This window comes from Amycolatopsis sp. NPDC045836 (assembly GCF_056431745.1).
Window position 1 is genome coordinate 30,421 of the sequence record NZ_JBWKKF010000003.1, and the last position, 23,116, is coordinate 53,536.

Sequence of the window (23,116 nt, forward strand, 5' to 3'; positions counted from 1 at the left end):
CGATTCATCCCGGAATTTACCGTCCGGGAACAGGCCGTTCAAGGAATACCGAAGCGACAACAAGAACCCGGTGTTTCAAATGGTGACCCCGCCCCCGCAGGTCAGCACCTCCCCGGTGACGTAATCGGAATCGGGACCGCAGAACAGGTAGATCGAACCGGCCGCCTCGGCCACCGTGCCGAACCGGCCCAGCGGCACCGTCGACCGGATCCGCTCGAGCACCTCCTCGTTGATGCCGATGGGTATTTCCCGTTCGCCGACGGTGATCGTGCCGTTTTCGCCGACCGCGCGGATCAGCCGGGTGTCGATCAGCCCGAACGCCACCGAGTTCACGTTGACGCGGTAGCGGCCCCATTCCTTGGCCAGGGTTTTGGTCAGCCCGATGATGCCCGCCTTCGCCGAGGCGTACCCGGCCTGCCCGACGTTGCCGAAAACCCCGGCGATCGAGGAAACGTTCACCACTTTCCGGTGCACCCGGCGCCCCTTTTCCTCGTCCTCGCGGACCTGCCCCCGCAGCACCGGCTGGGCGGCGCGCAGAATGCGGAACGGCGCTTTCAGGTGTGTGTCGAGCACGGTGTCCCACTGCTCGTCGGTGGTTTTCTGGATCACGTTGTCCCACGGGAACCCGGCGTTGTTCACCACGATGTCCAACGAGCCGAACTCGCGGACGGCGGTCTGCACGAAGTGCTCGGGGAAGCCGTCCGCGGTGACGTCGCCGACGCACGCCACCGCGGCGCCGCCCGCCTCGGTGATCGCGGCCACGGTGTCGTCCACCGCGCGCTTGTCCATGCCGTTGACCACGACCGCGGCGCCTTCGGCCGCCAGCCGTTCGGCGACCCCGCGCCCGATGCCCCGGCTGGACCCCGAAACGATCGCGGTCCTGCCCGCCAGTGGTGTGCTCACTGCTGTCCTCCGGTGTTCGTCGTTCGCCCGGCCGTCACGGCCGGTTCGGTCCGGGGCAGGAACCAGGCCACCACCCCGCAGAGCAGGACCAGCCCGGCCCCGGTGAGCTGAGCCGCCGAGATCGCCCCGGCGAAGGCCGAGCGCGCGTGCTCGGCCTGGCCGCCGGACTCCGCGCGGCCGAGCGCCTCGGCCAGCGATCCCGCTTCGAGATCGCCGGGCAGGCGCCAGGTGAACAGCGCCGCGCTCACCGCGCCGAGCACCGCCACCCCGAGGGACGCCCCGGTTTCGTGCAACATGCCCTGCACCCCCGAGGCCGCCCCGGTCTGTTCCGGCGGCACCGAGCCGAGCAGCGCGTTCGCCACCAGCGGCCCGGCGATGCCGAGCCCGCAGCCCGCGGCGAGCAGTCCGGGCGCCAGTGCCGGATAGCCCGCCGACGAGGGCACCAGCGCGATGGTGGCCAGTCCGGCGGCGGCCAGCGCCATTCCGGTGGTGATCCCGCGTGCGGCCCCGAGCCGGGCGCCGACGCGGGCGCTGACCAGGCTGCCGCAGACCAGGAGCCCGGCGGCCATCGGCAGCGTGCGCACCCCGGCGTCCAGCGGCGAGTAGCCGAAGTCGAGCTGCAGGTGCTGGGTGAGCAGGAAGATCGACCCGGCCAGGCCGAAGGCGGCGAGCAGGCTGGTGACCACCGAGAGCCGGAACGCCGGCACCCGGAACAACGCCATGTCCAGCATCGGCTCGCGCGTGCGCAGCTCGTGGCGGACGAAGGCCAGCAGCAGGAGCACCCCGAGCACCAGTGCCGCCAGCACTTCGGGTGCTGACCAGCCCCGGCCCGGCGCGGCGATGATGGCCCAGCCGATGCCGACCATGGCCGCGGCCGAGAGCAGCGCGCCGGCCACGTCCGGCCGCCGCCCGCCCGGCCCGCGGAACTCCGGCACCCAGGACCGGGCGAAGACCAGGCACAGCACCGCGATCGGGATGTTGAGCGCGAACACCGCCTGCCACGGGAACCGGACCAGCAGCACCCCGCCGACCAGCGGCCCGAGTGCCTGCCCGCCCGCGGCCACCGCGGTCCAGATGCCGATCGCGCGCGGCCGTTCCTCCGCCGGGAACACCCGGGTCAGCACGGCGAGCGTGGCCGGGAGGACACACGCGCCGCCGACCCCCATACCGGCCCTGGCCACGATCAGCTGCGCCGGTGCGGTGGCGCTGACCGCGAGCACGGAGAACCCGCCGAACAACGCCAGCCCGATCAGCCACATCGCCCGGTAGCCGATGCGGTCGGCGATCCCGCCCGCCGCCACGGCCAGCGAACCGACCGCGACGGTGTAGGCGTTCACCATCCACTGGATGTCCGCGGTGGTCGCGCCGAGCTGCTCGATGATCGACGGGATCGCGACGTTGACCACCGTGTTGTCCAGCACGGTCATGAACAGCGTCAGGCACAGGGCGAACAGCACCCACCAGCGCCGGGGCCCGGCCGTGCTCACGCCCGGCTCCGGCGCCGCGCCAGCCGGGCACGCCCCGCCGCCGCCCGGGCGCCCAGCTCGGCAGCCGTCCGCTCGGGCTCGGCGGGCGCGGTTTCCCGGCCGGCTGCCGCGATGGCCCGCGCCTGCGCGGTGACCGTGGTGTGCCGGAACAGTTCCACCACGCCGAGCCGGACCCCGGTGGCCGCGCTGAGCCTGCTCTGCAGTTTCAGCAGCACCACCGAATGCCCGCCGAGGTCGAAGAAGTTGTCGCGCACGCCCACGCGTTCGATGCCGAGCAGTTCGCCCCACACCCCGCTGACGATCCGCTCCAGCCGGTCACGCGGCTCGACGTACCCGCTGTCCCCGCCGGGACGGGCGCGATCGGGCACCGGCAGCGCGCGGCGGTCGAGCTTGCCGCTCGGGGTGCGCGGCAGGCCCGGCACCTCGGTGAGCACCGCGGGCACCATGTACTCCGGCAGCCGGTCGCCGAGGAAGGCGCGGACCGCGGGCAGGTCGACCGCGCCGTTCCTGGGCACCACGAACCCGGCCAGCCTGCTCCCGCCCTCGTCGGTGTGCACGGTGACCGCCGCCTCGCCGACCTCGGGGTGCGCGGTGAGCGCGGCCTGGATCTCGCCCAGTTCCACCCGGAACCCGCGGATCTTGACCTGGTCGTCGATGCGGTCGAGGTATTCCAGGAAACCGTCCGGAGTCCAGCGCACCAGGTCGCCGCTGCGGTACATCCGCGTGCCGGGCGGGCCGAACGGGTCGGGCACGAACCGGTCGCCGGTCAGCGACGGCCTGCCGGAGTACCCGCGCGCGACCTGCGGTCCGGCGATGAACAGCTCACCGGGCACCCCGGGGGGGGTCAGCCGCAACCCGGCGTCGAGCACGTACATACGCATGTTGCCCAGCCCCCGCCCGATCGGGACGCGGTGCGGCCAGCTGCCCGGCGCCGGGTCGAGCAGGTGCGCGGTGGCGGCGTGGGTTTCGGTGGGGCCGTAGAAGTTGTACGCCCGGCGATCGGGGTGGGCCAGGAAGAACTCCCGGATCGCGTCGGTGACCATGAACGCCTCACCGCCCTGGAGCACGTCGGTCAGCGAGTCCAGCTCGCTGCCCTGCGCGGTCGCGGCCTCGATCATCGCCTCGATCGCCAGCCGGGGCGCGAACAGCTCGTTCACCCGGTGCCGGTCGATCCAGCGGACCAGCTCGTCCGGGTCCCGGCGCACCTGCTCCCCCGGGATCACCAGCGCCTTGCCCATCAGCAGGGTGACCAGCGTTTCCTGGACCGAGAAGTCGAAGCTGATCGCGGTGAACTGCGCGGTCCGCCAGCCCGGCCCGCCACGCAGGGTGGCGCGGTGCCAGTCCAGCACGTTGACGATGCCCGAGGTCGGCATGACCACGCCCTTGGGCCTGCCGGTGGACCCCGAGGTGTAGATGACGTAGGCGGGATTGCCCGGCAGCGCCGGGCGCACCCGGTCCGCGTCCGTCGGCGCGGTGTCCGTTGCGGACAGGGCGTCGAGCGTTCCGGTGCCGGTCACCACCAGGCGCGGCGCACCGTCCGGCACCAGGTGTTCCAGGCCGGGCGCGGTCAGCACCAGCCTGGGGGTGCTGTCGGCGATCATGTAGCGGACGCGGTCGGCCGGGTACTCCGGGTCGATGGGCAGGTAGGCCGCGCCCGCCTTGAGCACGCCGAGGATTCCGGCGACCAGTTCGAAGGATCGCGGCAGCAGCAGCGCCACCACCTCCTCGGTGCCGATGCCCTGCTCGATCAGGTGGTGGGCGAACCGGTTCGCGGTCCGTTCGAGCTCGGCGAAGGTCATCGACGCGTCGTCCTGGACCAGTGCCGTGGCCCCGGGCAGCGCGGCGGCCCGTTCCTCGAACAGTTCGGCCACGCTCGCCGTGGTCACCTCTCGGCCCACGTCGTTGAACTCGACGAGCAGCCGGTGCCGTTCGTCCTCGGACAGCAGGTCGGGCGTGCCGATGCGCTGCCCCGGGTCGGCAGCCAGCGCGCGCAGCAGCCACCGCCAGCGCCGGACCAGCAGGTCGATGTCCTCGGCGTCGAACAGGTCCGTGCTGAACTCGATGTCACCGTCGAGCCCGCCGGTGCCCGGCCGCTCGGTCAGGCTGAACACCAGGTCGAACCGCGAGGTGCCGGTGGCCACGGTCACCGGTTCGCCGTCCACCCCGGCCAGCGACAGCGCCGCGCTGCCCGCGTTCTGCAGCACGAACATGATCTGGAACAGCGGGTGGTGCCCGGTCGAGCGCACCGGGTTCAGCTCCTCGACCAGCCGCTCGAACGGCACCCGCTGGTGTTCGTAGGCGGCCAGATCGGTTTCGCGGACGCGGTCCAGCAGTTCGGCGAAGGTGGGGTCCCCCGCGGTGTCGGTGCGCAGCACCAGCGTGTTGACGAAGAAGCCGACCAGTTCGTCGAGCACCTCGTCGGTCCGGCCGGCGATCGGGCTGCCCAGCGGCAGGTCGGTACCGGCGCCGAGCCGGGTCAGCAGGGCGGCGAGCCCGGCGTGCAGCACCATGAACAGGGTGCAGCGGTGCCGTCGCGCCACCTCGGCCAGCGCGGCGTGCAGTTCGGCGTCCAGGGTGAACTCGACGGTCCGGCCGCGCTGGCTCGCCCGTTCCGGCCGCTGCCGCGCCATCGGCAGGGTCAGCTGCTCGGGCGCGCCCGCCAGCCTTTCGCGCCAGTACTCGATCTCGGCGTCGGCCGCCGCGTCGCGGTCGAGCCAGAGCGTGTAGTCGGCGTACTGCACCGGCAGCGGTGCCCAGTCCGGCGCCCGGCCGCCCAGCCGTGCGAGGTAGGCGGTGGCCAGGTCACGGCACAGCGGTGCCAGCGACCAGCCGTCCCCGGCGATGTGGTGCAGCGACAGCAGCAACGCGTGCTCACCGGGGGCGGTGGTGAACAGGTAGGCGCGCAACGGCGGCTCGGCCGCCAGGTCGAAACCCTCGCGCGCGGCCGTTTCCAGTGCCGTGGTCAGGTCGGCCGGGTCGACTTCGGCCGTGTGCAGCCGGGTCCGGGCGTCGGCGAGCACGAGCTGTTCCGGTTCCCCGCCGGTTTCCGGGAAGACCGTGCGCAGGCTTTCGTGTCGCTCGGCGAGATCGGCCAGCGCCTGCTCCAGCGCATCGGCGTCCAGTTCGCCGCGGAGCCGGAAGGCGAGCGGCATGTGGTAGGCCGCGCCGGGCCCGGAAGCGTGGTGCAGGAACCACAACCGGCGCTGCGCCGAGGACAGCGGCACGCGCTCCGGGCGTGGCACGGCGGTCAGCCCGGTTTCCTCCGTGCGGTACCCGGCGATGCGCGGCGCGAGCGCGGCGACGGTCGGCGCCTCGAACAACGCGCGGATCGGCACGTCCGCGCCGAGCACCGGGCGGATCCGGCTGACCAGCCTGGTGGCCAGCAGGGAGTGCCCGCCCAGCGCGAAGAAGTCGTCGTGCACGCCCACCTCGGGCACACCGAGCACCCCGGCGAAGATGCGGCACAGGGTCTCCTGGAGCGGGGTCACCGCCCCCGCCGCGGCGGTCGTCTCCGGCGGCTCGGGGTCGGGCAGCGCCGAGACGTCGAGCTTGCCGTTCGCCGTGACCGGCACCGTTTCCACCGGCGTCCAGGTCGCGGGCACCAGTTGTTCCGGCAGGCGTGACCGCGCGAACGCACGCAGTCCGGCGGAGTCGACCACGGCCGAGGGCACCACGTAGGCGTCCAGGCGCAGCGAACCCCGGCCGTCGTCACGGGCGAGCACCACGGCCTGCCGCACCGACGGGTGGGCCCGCAGGACCGCCTCGATCTCGCCGGGCTCGACACGCAGGCCGCGGATCTTCACCTGCCGGTCCCCGCGGCCGGTGTAGGCGAGGCTGCCGTCGGCGCGCCAGCGGCAGCGGTCGCCGGTGCGGTACACCCGCGCTCCGGCGGGCCCGAAGGGGTCCGGCGCGAACCGCTCGGCGGTCAGGTCCGGTCGCCCGGCGTACCCGCGGGCGACCTGCACCCCGCCGATCCACAGTTCGCCGTCGACGCCCGGCGGGAGCAGGCGGCCCCAGGCGTCGGTGACGTAGAGCAGGGTGTTCGGCGCGGCGAAGCCGATCGGGACGTCGGGTTCGCGCTCGCGGCCACACGGCCACCAGGTCACGTCGATCGAGGCTTCGGTCGGCCCGTACAGGTTGTGCAGGCGGGCACCCGGCAGCACCTCGGCCACCCGGTCCCGCAGCGCACCCGGCAGGACCTCACCACTGCACACGATGTCGCGCACGCTCGTGCAGCCCGCCGCCGACGGCTCCTCGGTGAACACGCCCAGCATCGACGGCACGAAGTGCAGCACCGACACGCCTTCGTCCTGGATGAGCCCGGCCAGGTAGCGGGGGTCGCGGTGCCCGCCGGGCTCGGCCAGCACCAGCCGGGCACCGGTGATCAGCGGCCAGAACAGCTCCCACACCGACACGTCGAAGCCGATCGGCGTCTTCTGCAGCACGACGTCGTCCTCGGTCAGCTCGAACGCGCGCTGCATCCAGTCGAGGCGGTTGACCACCCCGGGTTCCTCGACGACCACGCCCTTCGGCCGTCCCGTGGAGCCGGAGGTGAACATGACGTACAGCGCCCGGTCGCGGCGTTCGCCCACGGCGGCCGCGTCCTCGGGCAGGTCGTCGACCGCGAGCCAGCCTTCCCCGGGCAGGTCTTCCCGGAGCTCGGCGAGGGTCAGTCCGGTGGTCGCGCCGGCGTCGGCGAGCATGGCCGCGATCCGCTCGGCCGGGAGTTCGGGATCCACGGGCAGGTAGGCCGAGCCCGCCTTCAGCACGCCCCAGAGCGCGACCATCAGCTCCGCCGACCGCGGCAGCGCCACGGCCACCACCGAGCCGCTCGCGCGGGCGGCCAGTACACCCGCCACGCGGTCCGCGCGCCGGTCCAGTTCGGCGTAGGTGAGCCGTTCTTCGCCGGAGACCACGGCGATGGCGCCGGGCTGGCGGCGCACGACCTCGGCGAAGCGCCCGGTGAGCGAGGCGTCGCCCGGATCGGTCCGCTCGCCGGTGCCCCAGTCGAGCACCCGGCGGGTTTCGGCGGGGTCGAGCACCGGCACCGCGGACAGCTTGCCGTCCGGGTTGGCCGTCACCGCGTCGAGCAGCCTGCCGAAGTGCGCGGCGAAGGCACGCACGGTGTCCTCGTCGTAGAGATCGGTGTCGTATTCGAGTTCCCCGGCCAGCTCACCGTCCTGCTCGGACAGGTAGAGGGTCAGGTCGAGCTTGGCGGTGCCGTTCGGCACGAACGAGACCTCGGTCTCGGCTCCGGGCAACGGCAGTTCCGCGCCTTCGTCCCGGACCACGAGCATGGTGCGGAAGAACGGGTTCGCGCCGAGCGCGCGATCCGGCTGGAGCCGGTCGACCAGCTTCTCGAACGGCACGTCCTGGTGCCGGTACGCGCCGAAGCAGGCTTCGCGGACGCGGCCGAGGAAGGTGCGGAAGTCCGGATCACCGGCCAGGGAAACCCGGATGGGCAGCGTGTTCAGGAAGTAACCCGCGACCCGCTCGAAGTCGGGATCGGTGCGGGCGGCCATCGGCGTGCCGGTCACCACGTCGCCGGCCCCGGTCCGGGCACCCAGCGCGGCCTGGAAGGCGGCCAGCAGCACCATGAACGGGGTGCACCGCTGGGCCCGCGCGAGGTCCTTCACCCGGCCGGCCGCCGCGCCGGGCACGGTGAACCGCAGTTGCGCACCGCGGAACGACGGTGCCCCGGTGCGCGGCCGGTCGGGTCGCAGGCCGGTGTCCGCGGGAGCACCGGCCAAATTCGCGGCCCAGTACTCCAGCTGTGCCGTGAACGCGTCGTTCTCCCGTTGCCCGGCCGCGAAATCCGCGTACCCGGCGGCCGGTGGCGGCGGGAGTTCCTCGCCGCGGTAGGCGCGGGCCCAGTCCTCGAACAGCAGGGACAGCGACCACGCGTCGCAGACCAGGTGGTGCAGCACGACACCGATCAGGTGATCGCACTCCCCCAGCTGCCACACGGTGACCCGCACCAGCGGCTCGGCGGCCAGGTCGAAGCGGTGCGCCGCCTCGGCCCGCAGTTCCTCGTCCGCCCGCGACGGGTCGCCCGCCCGGACGGCGGCGACCTCGTCGACCTCCAGCAGAGCGGGGCGCGGTTCGCCGTGGTCGGCGCGGACGACCGTGCGCAGCACCTCGTGCCTGGCCACCACACGCGCCCACGCCCTGGTCAGCGCCGCGACGTCGAGTTCACCGCGGACCCGGACGGCCACCGGCACGTTCTGCGCGTGCCCGGTGGCGTCGAGCTGGTGGGTGAACCACAGGCGTTCCTGACCGAAGGACAGGTTCATCGCAGGGGACTCCTCACTCGGGTTCGGGCTCAGGCCACGCCGTCCATCTGGCGGCGCACGCTCAGCGGGCGCATGTCGGTCCACACGCCTTCGATGTGGGTGAGGCATTCGGCCTTGAGCCCGTGGTAACCGGCGTCGCGCCAGCCGGCGGGCAGGTCGCGCTCGCGCGGCCAGATCGAGTACTGCTCCTCGTCGTTGACCACGACGGTGTAGACGGTGGTGCGGTCGTCGTCCTCGAAAGCCATGTCCTTCTCTCCTTCGGGTGGGCCGCTCAGCGCAGGGCGGCGAGCGGGGTGGCGGGCCGTTCCACGACCGCCTCGATCAGGGTCAGCACCGACTGCGCCAGCCCGGCGAACTCCCGGACCACCTCGCGCGGCGGCCCGAGGTGCTCGGTCACCGCGAAGTGGAACGCCGGGGTCGCGAGGTCGATCACCAGCACCGCGGCCGTGCCGGGCGCCGGATCGAGCCGCGTGCCGGTGGTGGTCACCGCGAGGGCGAGCGGCATCGGCCGGTTCGCCAGGCCGTGCAGCGGATACCGCGCCGGGAGGTCGCGGAGGTAGCTGCCGCGCGGTCCGGCCAGTGCCCGCTCGACCGCGGCCGTCGCCCCGGCGAAGCCGAGTTCCGGCGGCAGTTCGACCGGTAGTGGCACGTCCCTGGTGACCAGTGCCTCCAGCCCGGCCACCGCCGCGCGCCGGTCGTCGTCGCTGTACCGGACGGTCCCGTACCGGGTGCCGAGGCAGGCCAGCCAGGCGGTCAGCAGTTCGGTCGCCGGGTCGCGCAGCCGGTCCACCAGCGCACGCCGGACCAGTGTGGTCCCGCGTGTCACCGGCGAGGGCGTCCACAGCGGGCGAACCACCCGGTCCGGGACGCCGGTGCACGCGGTGAGCCGGTCGAGCCAGGCACCCTCGCGGGGTGCCCATTGCTCGAACCAGGTGGTGAAACCGCCCTCCGGCGCACCGAGGCGGTCACCCGCACTCAGCACCGCACCCGGCGACACCGTCTCACCATCCACCGTGGACAACCTGGTCAGCTCGACCGCGCCGTCCGGGGTGCTCACCCGGACCGGTTCCGTGCCCAGCACCGTGCCCGGCTCGGCCTCGACCGGCCCCGGCCGCGGGCGCAGCCCGGTCACCAGGAACGCCTCGTCGCCGGCGACCAGCCGTGGCCTGCCGAACCGGTTGTCGAACCGGCCGAACTCACCCGCCCGGCACCAGCGGTCCAGCTCGGCCGCCGTCTGCTCCCCGGTGACCAGGCCGCCGCCGGGGAACAGCCGGCGGGCCGGGAAGTAGGTGCGCCCGGCGGGGTCCTGCGCGATCGGGTTCAGCGTGTCCGCCTCCAGGTCGTCCAGCAGTTCCTTCAGCGACAGCAACGCGTGTTCGTGGCAGCGCACGTCCAGCGCGAGCGTGGTGTCGCCGGGTTCGACCGGGAATGCGGCCTGCTTGAGGATCCGGCCCGCGTCGACCTCGGCGACCATCTCGTGCCAGGTCACGCCGTGCTCGGTCTCGCCGTGCAGCAGCGCCCAGGTCGTCTGGTGCACACCCGCGTACTTCGGCAGCAGCGAGCTGTGCAGGTTGATCGCCATCCGCCGGGGCAGCGCCAGGTCCGCCTCCCGGAGCACCACGTCGTTGGTGATGCTGAACAGGTAGTCCGGGCGGCCGGGCAGCTCGCCGAGCCGGGCCGCGGCCGGCACGCCGTGCTCGCCGGCCCAGTCGAGCGCGGGCGGGTACCGGGTGACCACGCCGGTCACCCGGTGCCCGCGCGCGGCGAGCAGCTCGGCGCTCTCCACCAGCAGCGCGCCCCAGCCGATCAGCAGGCAGTCGTACCCCGTCACGGTTCGACCAGCGATCCGGCCAGCACCTTGGCGACCGTGGCCACGTGGGGTTCACGCAGCATCGTCTCGTGGCCGCCGGGCACCTTGTGCGGTTCGATCGCGCTCGCGTAGGACCGCCAGCCGTAGCAGTCCGCGCCGTCCGCGCCGCTTTCCTCGGCCTGGAGGAAGACCACGCGCCCGGCGTAGGGCTCGGGCCGGTAGGACCGCCAGGCGCTCAGGTTGTGGTGCGCGGCCACGAACAACCGCACCAGCCGGTCGGTGTCCGGGCCGGGCTCGACCAGCCCGCGTTCACCGGCCCAGTCGGCGTAGGCGCGCATCCGCTCGGCCACCGGACCGGGGCCCGGCTCGGGCAGGTCGGTCACCGCGACGTCGCGGGCGTCGAGCAGGGCCAGCACGATCTCGGCCTCGGTGGTGCGCACCGGCTGGTCCGGGTCCGGCGGCTCGACGTCCATGACCACCACTTCGGCCACCCGCTGCCCGGCAGCGGTGAGCTGCCGGGCCATCTCGTAGGCGATCGCCCCGCCGAGGGACCACCCGCCGAGGTGGTACGGGCCCTCCGGCTGTTCGGCACGCAGGTCGGCGACGTAGCGGGCAGCCAGTTCCGGGACCGAGGACGGCCCAGCCGGGCCGTCGCCGGACACCGACGGCGACTGCAGCCCGTACAGCGACCACTCGGGGGCCAGCTGACCGGCCAGCGCGTGGTAGCAGAGGACCGTGCCGCCGAGCGGGTGCACCAGGAACAACTTCGGCGCACCCGGGGTGGTGCGCACCGGGACCACGCACGAGGCGCTCCCGCCGGACGGGGTGCCCGCGACCGCCCCGGCGAGCAGTTCGACCGTGGTCGCCTTGAGCACGGTGGCCAGGGAAACCGTGGTGTCGCCGAACTCCGCCTGCAACGCGCTCACCAGGCGGACCGCCAGCAGCGAATGCCCGCCCAGCTCGAAGAAGTTGTCCCGGACGCCCACCCGGTCGATGCCGAGCAAGCCCTGCCACAGCCCGGCGATCCGGCGTTCGGTCTCGTCGCGCGGAGCCAGGTACTCGGTGGCGAGGTCCGGCCGGGGATAGACGGTCTCACCGGTTCCCTGCGCCGTGTCACCGGTTTCCGGACCACCCGCCGCCTCGGCGATGCGCGCGGGCAGGTTCCCGGTGGACACCACCAGCTGCGGCAGCGGATCGGCGGCGAGCACCCGGCGCAGCACCTCCCGCGCCTCACCGCCGTCCAGGCCCAGCTCGCCGGTGTTCCGCCAGCTGTCCCAGGCGACCGCGATCCACGGCGTCTCCCCGGCCATCGACTGGCGCGCGGCGAACAGTTCGGCGTAGACCGCCGCGGCCGAGTAGGTGGCGAAACCGGCACCGCCGAGCACCGAGGAGATCGACGAGCAGAGGAACACGAAGTCCAGCTCCCGCCCGGCGAACACCCTGGCCAGCACCGCGGCACCGTCGGCCTTGGCGGCCAGGTGGGCCCGTGCCGATTCGGCAGTCGCGTCGGCCACCGGGACCAGCCGCTCACCGGAGACCACCCCGGCGGCGTGGAAAACGCCGTCGAACCGGCCGAGCCGCTCCTCCAGCTGGGCGACCGCGTCGCTGAACGCGGTCTCGTCGGCGACGTCGGCGGCGATCGCGGCCACCTCCGAACCGGCGGACTCCAGTTCCCGGATCACCCGGATCTCGTCGGCGGCCGGGGCCGAACGCCGGATCAGGCCGATCCGGGCCCCGGCCAGCACCCGCGCGATCTCCGTGCCCATCCGGCCGAGCCCGCCGACGATCAGGTAGCAGCCATCGGGCCGCAACACCGAGGAACCGGCTTCCGGCAGGGGAACCGCGACGTGGTCGGGCACCCAGCGGTGCTCACCGCGGTAGGCGGCGCACGGCTCGTCCCCGGCGAGCAGTTCGGCGGCGAGCCTGCCGAGCAGGCGTGCACGCCGCTTCCCGGTCCCCACCGGGCCCGCGTCGACGAACCGGCAGCGCAGTCCCGGCGCTTCCTGCGCGACCACGCGCAGCAGTCCGGAGATCATGCCGCGTTCGGGCAGCACGCGCGGCTCGTCGGCGATGGCGAGCCCGGAGACGGTGAGCACGGACAGGTTCACCCCGGTGACCCCGGCCTTGGCGAGCGCCCTGGCGTGGAACAGCACGGCGAGGAACGAGTCGTAACCACCGGGAGCGTCGTCGTCCATCACCCCGGCTCCGTGCACGACGTGGTCGGGCGCCTCGCCCGCTTCCCGCAGCGCCTGGACCAGGCTTTCCCAGTCAGCCGGTGATTCCGGGTCGACCAGGTAGCCGTCCTCGCCGAGGTCGGCGAACGACCGTCCCCAGTGGACCGGGATCACCCGGTCGGCGCCGAGTTCGGCGACGTCACCGGCGATCGTGTCCATTCCGGCCACCAGCCAGGTGCCGCCGGTGCCCGCCGCCACCGGGCGGGTGGCGCGCTTCCACGAGGGCGCGTAGAACCAGTCGGCCGGATCGGTGACCCGCTCGCCCGCCGGTACCGCGGTCGCCGACGGCTTCGCCTCGGCGGGCGGCTCCAGCCAGTAGCGGCTGCGCTCGAACGGATAGGTCGGCAGCCGCAGGCGCGCCCGCCGCTGTCCCTCGAACAACGACTTCCAGTGCACCACCGCGCCGGAGAGCCACAGCCTGCCCAGCGCCGCGGCGAAGTCGTACTCGGCGTCGGCCGAGTCCTCCGGCAGCACCTCGACCAGCTCACCCGACGGCGGTTCCCAGCCCGGCACCGAGGCGGTCGCCCCGGCCACCACCAGCACCTGCGCGGGGTCGTCCAGCAGTGGTTCGAGCACCTCGCCGAAGTCGCCACCGGCCCAGATGCCGCCGGTCCAGAACTCCGGATCGGCCAGTTCGTCCCCGGTGACAAAACCGCCGCACGCCACCGAACTCCACGGTGTCTCCGGCGCGGCACCGGCCTCCGGCGCGCCGTGGCCCAGCAGCACGGACACCGCCTGCCGGAGGTCCAGCACACCGGTCAGGCACGCGGCCACCAGCTCACCGGCACCGGACGCGGCGAGCTCGTCCGGCCGCAGGCCCAGCTCGGTCAGGCCGCGGGCCAGGGCGTAGAGCGTGACGAACCGCGCGGCGTTCTCGAACCGCGGGTCCACCGGTTCGTCGGCGGGCGCCAGGAACACCGACTCGCGCAGGTCGGCACCGAGGCCCGGGGTGAGCAGCTCGCAGCAGTCGTCGACCGCCGACCGGATCACCGGCAGCCGCCAGTACAGCTTCGCCAGCCTGCCCGGCGCGACCGGCAAGGCACCCGGCAGCACCAGCGTCCAGGAACTCTGCGCGTCACCGCTTTCGCGAACCCGCAGGAACTCCTCACCACCATCAGCACCATCGCGCGCCAGTTCGGCGGCCTCGGCGGTGGTCCTGGCCAGCACCACCCGGCGCTGGTCCAGCGCGGTCCGGCCGAGTTGCAGCGTGTACGCCACGTCGGCGAGGTCGGTGTCCGGCGCGCCGGCGAGGTGGTCGGCCAGTTCCTTGGTCGCGGTGTCCAGCGCGCCGCGGCTGCGTGCCGAGAGCGGCAGGATCTGCCAGCCCCGGCCCGGCGTCGACGGCTGCCGCGCCGGCGGCTGTTCCAGCACGACGTGGGCGTTGGTGCCGCCGATCCCGAGCGCGGTGACCCCCGCGCGGCGCGGGCCGTCACCGGGGAAGGCGGCCGGTTCGCTGCTGACGAAGAACGGGCTGCCGTCGAGCTCGGTGTTCGGGTTCGGGTGTTCGAAGTGCAGCGACGGCGGCACGACCCCGTGCTCGACGGCGAGCGCCGCCTTCATCAGCCCGGCGACCCCGGCCGCGGTCCCGAGGTGGCCGAAGTTCGACTTGGCCGAGCCGAGCGCGCAGGACGCGGGCGGCAGCGGGCCGTGCTCGGTGAACGCCTGGGTCAGCGCGGTCACCTCGATCGGGTCGCCGAGCACCGTGCCGGTGCCGTGTGCCTCGATCAGCCCGATGCTGCCCGGTTCGGTGCCCGCCGCGGCCAGCGCCTTGCGGATCACCTCGGCCTGCCCGGCCACACCCGGCGCGGTGTAGCCGACCTTCGCCGAACCGTCGTTGTTGATCGCCGAACCGCGGATCACCGCGTGCACCGGGTCGCCGTCGGCGAGCGCGTCGGCCAGCCGCTTGAGCACCACCACCCCGACGCCACTGCCCGGCAGCGTGCCCTGCGAAGCCGCGTCGAACGGGCGGCAGTGCCCGTCCGGGCTGAAGATCCCGCCCTCGACCCACTTGTAGCCGACGTTCGGGATGAGGATCGACGCGCCACCGGCCAGCGCCATGTCGCACTCACCGGCGAGCAGCGCGCGGGCCGCGACGTGGGTGGCCACCAGCGAGGTGGAGCACGCGGTCTGCACGGTCATCGCCGGGCCGCGCAGGTTCAGCTTGTAGGACACCCGGGTGGCCAGGTGGTCCTTGTCCCAGGAGATCAGCAGGTGCGCGCCGTTGGAGTTCGGCACCGTCTCCTGGTTGACGAAGGTGTTGTGCCACATGTAATCGCTGTGCCCGACCCCGGCGTAGACGCCGATGCCGCCGTCGAACTGCTCGGGGTCGTGCCCGGCGCGTTGCAGCGCCTCGGCCGAGCACTCCAGGAACAGCCGCTGCTGCGGGTCGATCAGCTCCGCTTCGCTGGGGCTGTACCCGAAGTAGCCCGCGTCGAAGTACTCGATGCCCTGGAGCGCGCCACCGCGTGGCACGAAGTCCTCGGCGAAGGCGTCGTCGCCGAACCCCGCCGCGCGGATCTCGTCCGGGGTGGCGGTGGTGATCGTTTCGAGGCCGTCCAGCAGCACCCGCCAGTACTCTTCCGGGCTGCTCGCACCGGGGTACCGGCAGGCCATGCCGATCACCGCGATGCCGTTCTCGCTGGCGCTGGGGTTCTCGCTGCTGCGCACCGGTTTCTCCTCCTTCGGAACGGCCTTCGGCGTGACGGGTTCGACGAGTTGGCGCAGGTAGGCGGCGAGCGTGCTGACCGTGGTGTGGCGGAACAACTCGGCGAAGGGCACGGTCACCGGCAGCGCCTCGGTCAGCGCGGTGTGCATGCGGATCAGCAGCAGCGAATGCCCGCCGAGGTCGAAGAAGTTGTCGTGCGGCCCGACGTCGGGCCGGGACAGCACGTCCTGCCAGATGCCGAGCACCAGCTGTTCCATCCGGTTGCGCGGGGCCACGCGCCGGGGCTCGCGAGCGGCGGGCCGCGGCTCGGGCAGGCGCGAGCGATCGGGTTTCCCGCTCACCGTGCGCGGCAACTCGTCCAGCCGGACCAGCACACCGGGCACCAGGTAGGCGGGCAGGCGTTCGCGCAGGAACGCCTTCACCGCGTCGGTGTCCACGCCCCCGGTGAAGTACCCGGCCAGCAGCCGCTCCCCCGCCTCGGTGGTGACCACCTTCGCGGCCGATTCGGTGACGCCGGGGAACCCGGCCAGCGCCGCCTCCACCTCACCCAGCTCGATCCGGAACCCGCGGATCTTCACCTGGTGGTCGGCCCGGCCGCGGAACTCCAGTCCGCCGTCGGACCGCCAGCGCACCACGTCGCCGGTGCGGTACATCCGCGCCCCCGGACCGCCGAAGGGATCGGGCACGAACCGCGACGCCGTCAGCGCCGGGTTGCCCAGGTAGCCGAGCCCGACCCCCGGACCGCCGATGTACAGCTCGCCGAACACCCCGGTCGGCGCGAGGGCACCCGTGTCGTCGAGCACGAACACCCTGGCGTGGCCGAGGGGCCGGCCGAGGTGCACGTCCGGCTGTTCGCCGGCGGTCAGTTCCAGGCTGGTGGCGACGACCGTGGTTTCGGTGGGGCCGTAGACGTTGACCACCCGGCGGGCACCGGCGTCGAAGATCGCGCGCGCGGTGGCCGCGGGCAGTTCCTCGCCCCCGGCGATGTAGGTGCGCAGGCCACCGGGCAGGTGCCCGGCCCGCAGCAGTTCACCGACCACCGAGGGCACCGCGAAGAAGTACCGCGCCATCGCGGCCGCCTCCTCCGGCAGCGTGCCGACGTGCAGCGCGTTGTCCACCAGCACCACCCGGCCGCCGAAGGCCAGCGGCACCCACAGGTCGAGCACGGAGGCGTCGAAGCAGACCGAGGAGGTCGCGACCGCGCCGGCCAGTTCGTCGTCGTCGAGCAGGTCGCGGCCCCAGGACAGCAGGTGCCGCACCGCGTCGTGGGAGATGACCGTGCCCTTCGGACGACCGGTCGAGCCGCTGGTGTAGATGACGTAGGCAGCGCTCTGCCCGGACGGCGGCGTTTCCGGCAGCGGCGCCTGGGCGCCGTCGCCGCCGACCGCGAGCACCTGCCCTTCGTAGCCGCCGAAGGCGCCGGGGTCGTCGGTGATCAACGCGGGAGCGTCCGCGTCGGTGAGCATGAGCCGCCGCCGCTCGGCCGGGTACTCCGGGTCCAGCGGCACGTAGGCGCCTCCGGCCCGCAGCACCGCGAGCAACGCGATGACCAGGTCCGGGGTGCGCGGCAGGCACACGCCGACCCGCACGTCCGGCCCCACCCCGGCCGCCCGCAGGCGCCGGGCCAGGTGCGCGGATTCCCGGTCCAGCTCGCGGTAGGTCAGCACGCGGTCCCCGTGCCACACCGCGGTCGCGTCCGGAGGCGACCCGAGCACCAGTTCCGGCAGGGTGGCTTCCGGTACCGGAACCTCGGGCCAGCCGCGCTGCCCCCACTCCAGCAGGCGGTCGCGCTCACCGCCGTCCAGCAGCGGCAACGCGGACAGCGGCGTGCCGGGGTCCGCGGTGATCCCGGTCAGCAACGTGGTGAAGCGGCGGCCGAGGCGTTCGACGGTCTCGGGGTCGAACAACGCGGTGGCGTACTCGAAGGAACACCGCAGCCCGTCCTCGGCTTCGCCCGCGTACAGGGACAGGTCGAACTTCGCCGTGTTGTTGTTCTTCCCCTGGTACTCCAGGGACAGGTCGCCGACGCCGACCTCGGCGCTCGCCGGTCCCTGGAACACCAGGATGTTCTGGAACAGCGGGTCGTGGCTGGGGTCGCGGTCCGGCGCCAGCTCCTCGACCAGCTTCTCGAACGGCACGTCCTGGTTGGCCACCCCGTCCAGGCAGGTCCGGCGCACCCGGGCGAGCAGTTCGGTGAACGCCGGATCACCGGAGAGGTCGACGCGCAGCGGCAGCGTGTTGACGAAGAACCCGACCAGGTCCTCCAGTTCCGGGCGGCCCCGGCCGGTGATCGGCGAGCCGATCACCAGATCGTCCTGCCCGGCCGAACGCGACAGCAGCACCGAGAAGGCCGCGAACACCACCATGAACAGCGTGCAGTTGTGCGCTCTGGCCAGCGTGCGCAGCTCGTCGAGCACGCCGGCGGGGACCACGAAGTCGTGCCAGGCACCGCGGTGGTCCCGCTTCGCCTGGCGCGGCCGGTCCAGCGGCAGCGCCGAGAGCCGGGGCGCGTCACGCAGGTGCTCGCGCCAGTGGTCCAGCTGGCTGGCGAACTCCGGCGTCTCGGCCAGGTCGCGTTGCCAGATCGCGAAATCCGGGTACTGCACGGCGAGTTCGGGCAGCTCGGGCGGCTCGTTCCTGGCGAAGGCGGCGTAGCACTCGCCGAGCTCGCGGAAGAAGATGTCCTGCGACCAGGCATCGCACACGATGTGGTGGATGGTGATCAGCAACTGGTGGTCGGCCTCGCCCAGCCGGACCAGCAGGGCACGCAACAGCGGCGGCTCGGCCAGGTCGAACGGGCGCGCGCCGAGTTCGGCCTCCAGCCGGGCCAGCTCCGCCTCCGGGTCGGCGTGCGCACGCAGGTCGGTCACCGGCAGCGGCACGTCCACCCGGCCGCGCACCACCTGCACCGGCTCGCCGTCCTCGACGGCGAAACCGGTGCGCAGCGCCTCGTGCCGGTCGACCACGGCCGCCAGCGCCCGCCGCAGCGCAGGCACGTCGAGGTCACCGCGCAACCGCATCCCCATCGGGATCAGGTAGAACGGGTTGCCCGGGTCGACCTGCTGGACCAGCCACAGCCGCCGCTGGGCGAAGGACGCCGGGAACCGGTGGATCTGCTCGTGCTCTGCGCTCACTGGGTCATCGCTCCTGTCGGCTCGGCCGCTTCGCGGCGCTGCCGGTAACCACCGCGGTCGACGCGGGTGATCGACGGCGCCGCCGGCGCGGCCTTCAGTTCCGCCACCGCGGCGGCGAGTTCGGCCACCGTCGGGCTGGTCAGCAGGGTGTGCAGCGGCACCTGGACCCGCAGTTCCTTCAGCACGCGCGAGATCACCCTGGTGCCGAGCAGCGAGTGGCCGCCGAGTTCGAAGAAGTTGTCGTGCACGCCGACCCGGTCGACGCCGAGCAGGCCGGCCCACACCCCGGCGAGCAGCTTCTCCAGCTCGGTGGCCGGTGCCACGTAGGCGGTTTGCAGGTCCGGGCGCGCGTGCCCGCCACCGTGACGGGGTGCGGGCTCACCGTCGTCACCGCCGCCGGACCACTGGTCGAACCGGGACTCCAGGTCGCCGGTCGAGTTCACCAGCTGGGCGGGCAGGCTCCCGGCGAGCACCCGGTCGAGCACACCCCTCGCGTCGTCCTCGTCGATCAGGTACTCGCGCAGCGTGGCCGCCGCATCGTCGTCGCCCTCGACGGTCCAGCCCTCCCAGGCCAGTGCCGTCCACGGGGTGCCGTCGGCGGCGGACCTACCGGCCGCGAACAACTCGGTGTACAGGTTGGCCGCGGCGTAGGCGGCGAACCCGATCCCGCCGAGCACCGACGCGATCGACGAGCACAGCAGCACGAAGTCGAGTTCCCGCCCGGCGAACACCCCGGCCAGCACCCGCACCCCGCGTGCTTTCGCGGCCAGGTGCGGTTCCGCGCTTTCCGGCGTCGCCCCGGCCAGCGGCACCACGCCGTCCGCGGTCACCACCCCGGCCACGTGGAACACCCCGTCGAACGGGCCGAGTTCCTGTTCCAGCCGCGCCACCGCGGCGGCGAAGGTCTCCTCGTCGGCGACGTCGGCCGAGGCGGTGGCCACCGTGGCGCCCGCGGCTTCCAGCCGCCGGATCGTGGTGATCTCCGCGGCGACCGAGTCGTCCGGATCGGCTTCCGCCAGGTAGTCGTCCCACTGTTCGCGGGCGGGCACCACCGACCGCCGGATCACGCCGATTCGCGCCTTGCGCGTGGCCAGCAGGTCCCCGATCACCGCGCCGATCCGGCCGAGCCCGCCGGAAACCAGGTAGCACCCGCCGTCACGCAGGCGCGTGGCACCGGTGGCCGCGAGCCGGGCCGGCACGAAGCCGCGCACCCAGCGGGTGTCACCGCGGTAGGCGACACAATCGTCCTCCCCCGCCACGACCTCCGCGTGCAGGTGGGTCAGCAGCCGCTCGCGCTGCCGGGCCCAGACCGCCGGGGCGGTGTCGATGAACCGGCAGCGCGCCTGCGGCAGTTCCTGGCCGATCACCCGGCACAGCGCCGCCACCATGCCGCGTTCCGGCCGCACCTCGGTCTCCCCGGCCACCGCCAGCCCGGACACCGACAGCACGCCGATCTCCACGTCGTCGACCAGTCCGCATTCGGTCCACGCCCGCATCAGCAGCACCAGCCCGTGGAAGGCGGTGAAGTCCCACTGCGGACCGTCCACCCCGAACACCACGCGCCCGGGCACGGAGCCCTTCAGCCCGCGCAGCAGGGTCAGCCAGCCGTCCAGATCGCCGGGATCGACGGTGTAGCGGTCCTCGCCGTGGTCGGTGAACGCCTCGCCCCAGCTCACCCGGATCACCCGGGCGGCCGAGCGGGCGGCGACCGCACCGGCGATCGACTCGGCGTCCCCGGCCACGAGCCAGGTCTCCCCGGCCGCCGCGTCCGCGGCGGCCTCCGGCGGCAGGGCGCGGGAGAAGTTCGGCAGGTGGAACCAGTCCGCCGGATCGGCCTGCCTGCCGGTGGTTCGCGGCACCGGGGCGGTCTTGCCCGGCGCCCGTGCGGACAGCCAGTAGCTGTTGCGCTCGAACGGGTAGCCGGGCAGGCTCACCCGCCCCCACCCACCGCTCGCGTGCAGTTCCGGCCAGTCCACCTCGACCCCGGCGAGCCAGGCCCTGGACAGCGCTTCGAGCAGGACCGCCCGGTCGTCCGCGTGATCGTGCGCGGCGGGTGCGGTGGCCAGCACGAGGCCGTCGTCGGCGCGGCCGGGGTGCTGCACGAGCAGGCTCCCCAGCGCGCGGCCCGGCCCCAGTTCGACCACCACCGGCGCGGTCAGCTGCCACATCGCCTCGACCTGGTCGGCGAAGCGGACGGTGGCCACGCTGTGCCGGGCCCAGTGCCCGGGGTCGGTCGCCTCGGCCGGGGTGACCCACTGCCCGGTGACGTTGGACAGGTACGGGATCTCCGGCGCCTTGAGGCTCACCCCGTCGAAATCGGCGCGCAGGCGTTCCTCCAGCGGGCGCATCATCCACGTGTGGAACGCGTGCTCGGCGGGCACGCGGCGGCTGGCGATGCCGTCGGCGAGCAGGCGGTCGGCGAGCGCGTCGACCTCCTCCGCCGGGCCGCCGACCACGCACAGCGAAGGCGCGTCCACGGCGGACAGGGACAGCCGGTCACCCAGCAGCGGTTCGATCTGCTCGGCTGCGCTCATCACCGCGAGCATCGCGCCACCGGGCAGGCCGCCGATGTACCGCGCGCGGCGGGCAACCAGCCAGGTGGCGTCCGCGAGCGAGAACACCCCGGCGATGGCGGCCGCGACGTACTCGCCGACGCTGTAGCCGAGCAGGGCGTCCGGGCGCACGCCGTAGTGCATCCACAGCCGCGCCATCGCGTACTGGACGGCGAAGAGCAGCGGCTGCGCGACGATCGTCTCGTCGAGCGGACCCGCCTCGCGCTCCTGGAGCAGGCGGGCGAACGGGTCGGCGGGCAGCTCACCGCGTTCGGCCGTGTCGTTGCCGGTGTCGAACAACCGCTCCCTCAGGTCGAAGCCGAGGTGCGGGGTGAACAGCTCGGCGCACCGGTCGAGTTCGGCGCGGAACACCGGTTCGTCCCGGTACAGCCCGGAGCACAGGTTGACGTACTGGTCACCCACGCCGGAGAAGAGGAACACCACCGAACGGCTCCCGGCGGGCCCGGCCGAGGTGAACACCTCCGGCGACCGGCTTTCCAGCGCCTTCGCCGCGTCCGCGAGGTCGGCCGCCACCACGGCCCGGCGGTGGGCGTGCACCCGGCGGCCGGTGGCGAGGGTGCCCGCCACGTCCGCCAGGGCCACCTCGTGCGCCCGCAGGTGCTCGGCCAGCCGGTCGGTGGCCCGCTCCAGGGCGGCGGGGGTGCGCGCGGAGAGCAGGATCGGCCACCACCCTCCCCCGGGCGCCCGCCGCCGCGGGGGCGGGGGCTGCTCGACGACGATGTGCGCGTTGGTGCCGCCGATGCCGAACGAGCTCATGCCCACCCGGCGCGGTACCCCGGGCACCGGCCAGTCGGCGAGTTCGGCGTTGACGTGGAACGGCATCGAGGCGAAGTCGATGTTCGGGTTCGGTGTCCGGAAGTGCAGGCTCGGCGGGACCTTGCCGTGCTTGACCATCAGCACCGACTTGATGAACCCGGCCACCCCGGCCGCCGAGTCGAGGTGCCCGATGTTCGACTTCAGCGAGCCGATCGCGCACGCGCGGTCGTGGTCGGCGCCGAGCGCGCGGAAGGCGTCGGCGAGCGCGGTCACCTCGATCGGGTCGCCGAGCGGGGTGGCCGCGCCGTGCGTCTCGACGTAGCCGATGGTGTTCACGTCCACACCCGCGGCGCTGATCGCGTCGGTGATCACCTGGGTCTGCCCGCGCGTGCCGGGCGCGGTGTAGCCGACCTTGGCCGAACCGTCGTTGTTCACCGCCGAACCGCGGACGACCGCGTGGATGAGGTCACCGTCTTCGAGCGCGTCCTCCAGGCGCCGCAGCACCACCACGCCGACCCCGCTGCCCGGCACGGTGCCCTTGGCGTCGGCGTCGAAGGAGCGGCAGTGCCCGTCCGGGGAGAGCACGCCGCCCTCCTCGTACACGTACCCGCGGACCTCCGGCAGGATCAGCGACGCCCCGCCGGCCAGCGCGATGTCGCACTCACCGGTGAGCAGGCCCTGGCAGGCCAGGTGGATGGCCACCATCGAGGTGGAGCAGGCGCTCTGCACGGTCACCGCGGGCCCGCGCAGGTCGAGCTTGTACGCCGCGCGCGTGGCCAGGTAGTCCTTGTCCACCGACAGGATCATCTGCATCTGGCTGACGTCGGCCAGCTCGCTTTCGCTGGGGTAGATGTTGTTCCACATGTACGAGCTGAGCCCGACCCCGGCGTAGATCCCGGCCACGCCGTCGAACCGCGCCGGGTCGTACCCGGAGTCGTCGAGCGCGCCCGCCGCGCATTCGAGGAACAGCCGCTGCTGCGGGTCGATCAGCTCGGCCTCGCGCGGGCTGTAGCCGAAGTAGGCGGCGTCGAACCGGTCGATGTCGCTGAGCACCCCGCCCCGCGGCACGAACCCGGGGTGGTCCAGCAGCGCCGGGTCGACCCCGGCCGCCCGCAGCTCCGCCGGGTCGAAGGTGGAGATGGACTCCACACCGGCGGTCAGGTTGGCCCAGAACCGCTCGGGGTCGTCCGCGCCGGGGAACCGGCAGCTCATGCCGACCACCGCGATCGCGTCTACCGGATCACTCACAAACCTCACCTGA

7 protein-coding genes are annotated in these 23,116 nt (G+C 73.4%); all 7 read right to left on the reverse strand.

Annotation, left to right across the window (positions count from 1 at the left end):
• Nucleotides 1-75: 75 nt before the first annotated feature.
• Genes AC07EG_RS05470 through AC07EG_RS05500 form a run of 7 tightly spaced genes read right to left on the reverse strand, consistent with a single transcriptional unit; the run spans nucleotide 76 to nucleotide 23,103 of the window.
• Nucleotides 76-903 carry an SDR family NAD(P)-dependent oxidoreductase gene (locus AC07EG_RS05470; protein ID WP_478251802.1) on the reverse strand — a complete coding sequence of 276 codons (828 nt, stop codon included), beginning with the start codon at nucleotides 901-903 and terminating at the stop codon, nucleotides 76-78.
• Nucleotides 900-2,390 (reverse strand): MFS transporter, encoded by a 1,491-nt coding sequence (locus tag AC07EG_RS05475; RefSeq protein WP_478251803.1) that lies wholly within the window; start codon nucleotides 2,388-2,390, stop codon nucleotides 900-902. Before AC07EG_RS05475 ends, AC07EG_RS05470 begins: the two co-directional genes overlap by 4 nt.
• The gene (locus AC07EG_RS05480; RefSeq protein WP_478251804.1) at nucleotides 2,387-8,683 is read right to left on the reverse strand and encodes an amino acid adenylation domain-containing protein; all 6,297 of its coding nucleotides are present in this window, start codon (nucleotides 8,681-8,683) and stop codon (nucleotides 2,387-2,389) included. The genes AC07EG_RS05475 and AC07EG_RS05480 overlap by 4 nt, the downstream gene beginning before the upstream one ends.
• A 29-nt stretch (nucleotides 8,684-8,712) precedes the next feature.
• Nucleotides 8,713-8,928 (reverse strand): MbtH family protein, encoded by a 216-nt coding sequence (locus AC07EG_RS05485; protein WP_478251805.1) that lies wholly within the window; start codon nucleotides 8,926-8,928, stop codon nucleotides 8,713-8,715.
• A 26-nt stretch (nucleotides 8,929-8,954) separates the two neighbouring features.
• Complete coding sequence (locus AC07EG_RS05490; RefSeq protein ID WP_478251806.1) at nucleotides 8,955-10,514, reverse strand: formyltransferase family protein; 1,560 nt, start codon at nucleotides 10,512-10,514, stop codon at nucleotides 8,955-8,957.
• Nucleotides 10,511-18,526 carry a hybrid non-ribosomal peptide synthetase/type I polyketide synthase gene (locus AC07EG_RS05495; RefSeq protein WP_478251807.1) on the reverse strand — a complete coding sequence of 2,672 codons (8,016 nt, stop codon included), beginning with the start codon at nucleotides 18,524-18,526 and terminating at the stop codon, nucleotides 10,511-10,513. Before AC07EG_RS05495 ends, AC07EG_RS05490 begins: the two co-directional genes overlap by 4 nt.
• Nucleotides 18,523-23,103 (reverse strand): type I polyketide synthase, encoded by a 4,581-nt coding sequence (locus tag AC07EG_RS05500; RefSeq protein ID WP_478251808.1) that lies wholly within the window; start codon nucleotides 23,101-23,103, stop codon nucleotides 18,523-18,525. Before AC07EG_RS05500 ends, AC07EG_RS05495 begins: the two co-directional genes overlap by 4 nt.
• Nucleotides 23,104-23,116 lie beyond the last annotated feature (13 nt).

Excerpts from the sequence above, each read along its gene's own strand:
- AC07EG_RS05480 (WP_478251804.1), bottom strand. The coding sequence starts at position 8,683 with ATGAACCTGTCCTTCGGTCAGGAACGCCTGTGGTTCACCCACCAGCTC.
- AC07EG_RS05485 (WP_478251805.1), bottom strand. The coding sequence starts at position 8,928 with ATGGCTTTCGAGGACGACGACCGCACCACCGTCTACACCGTCGTGGTC.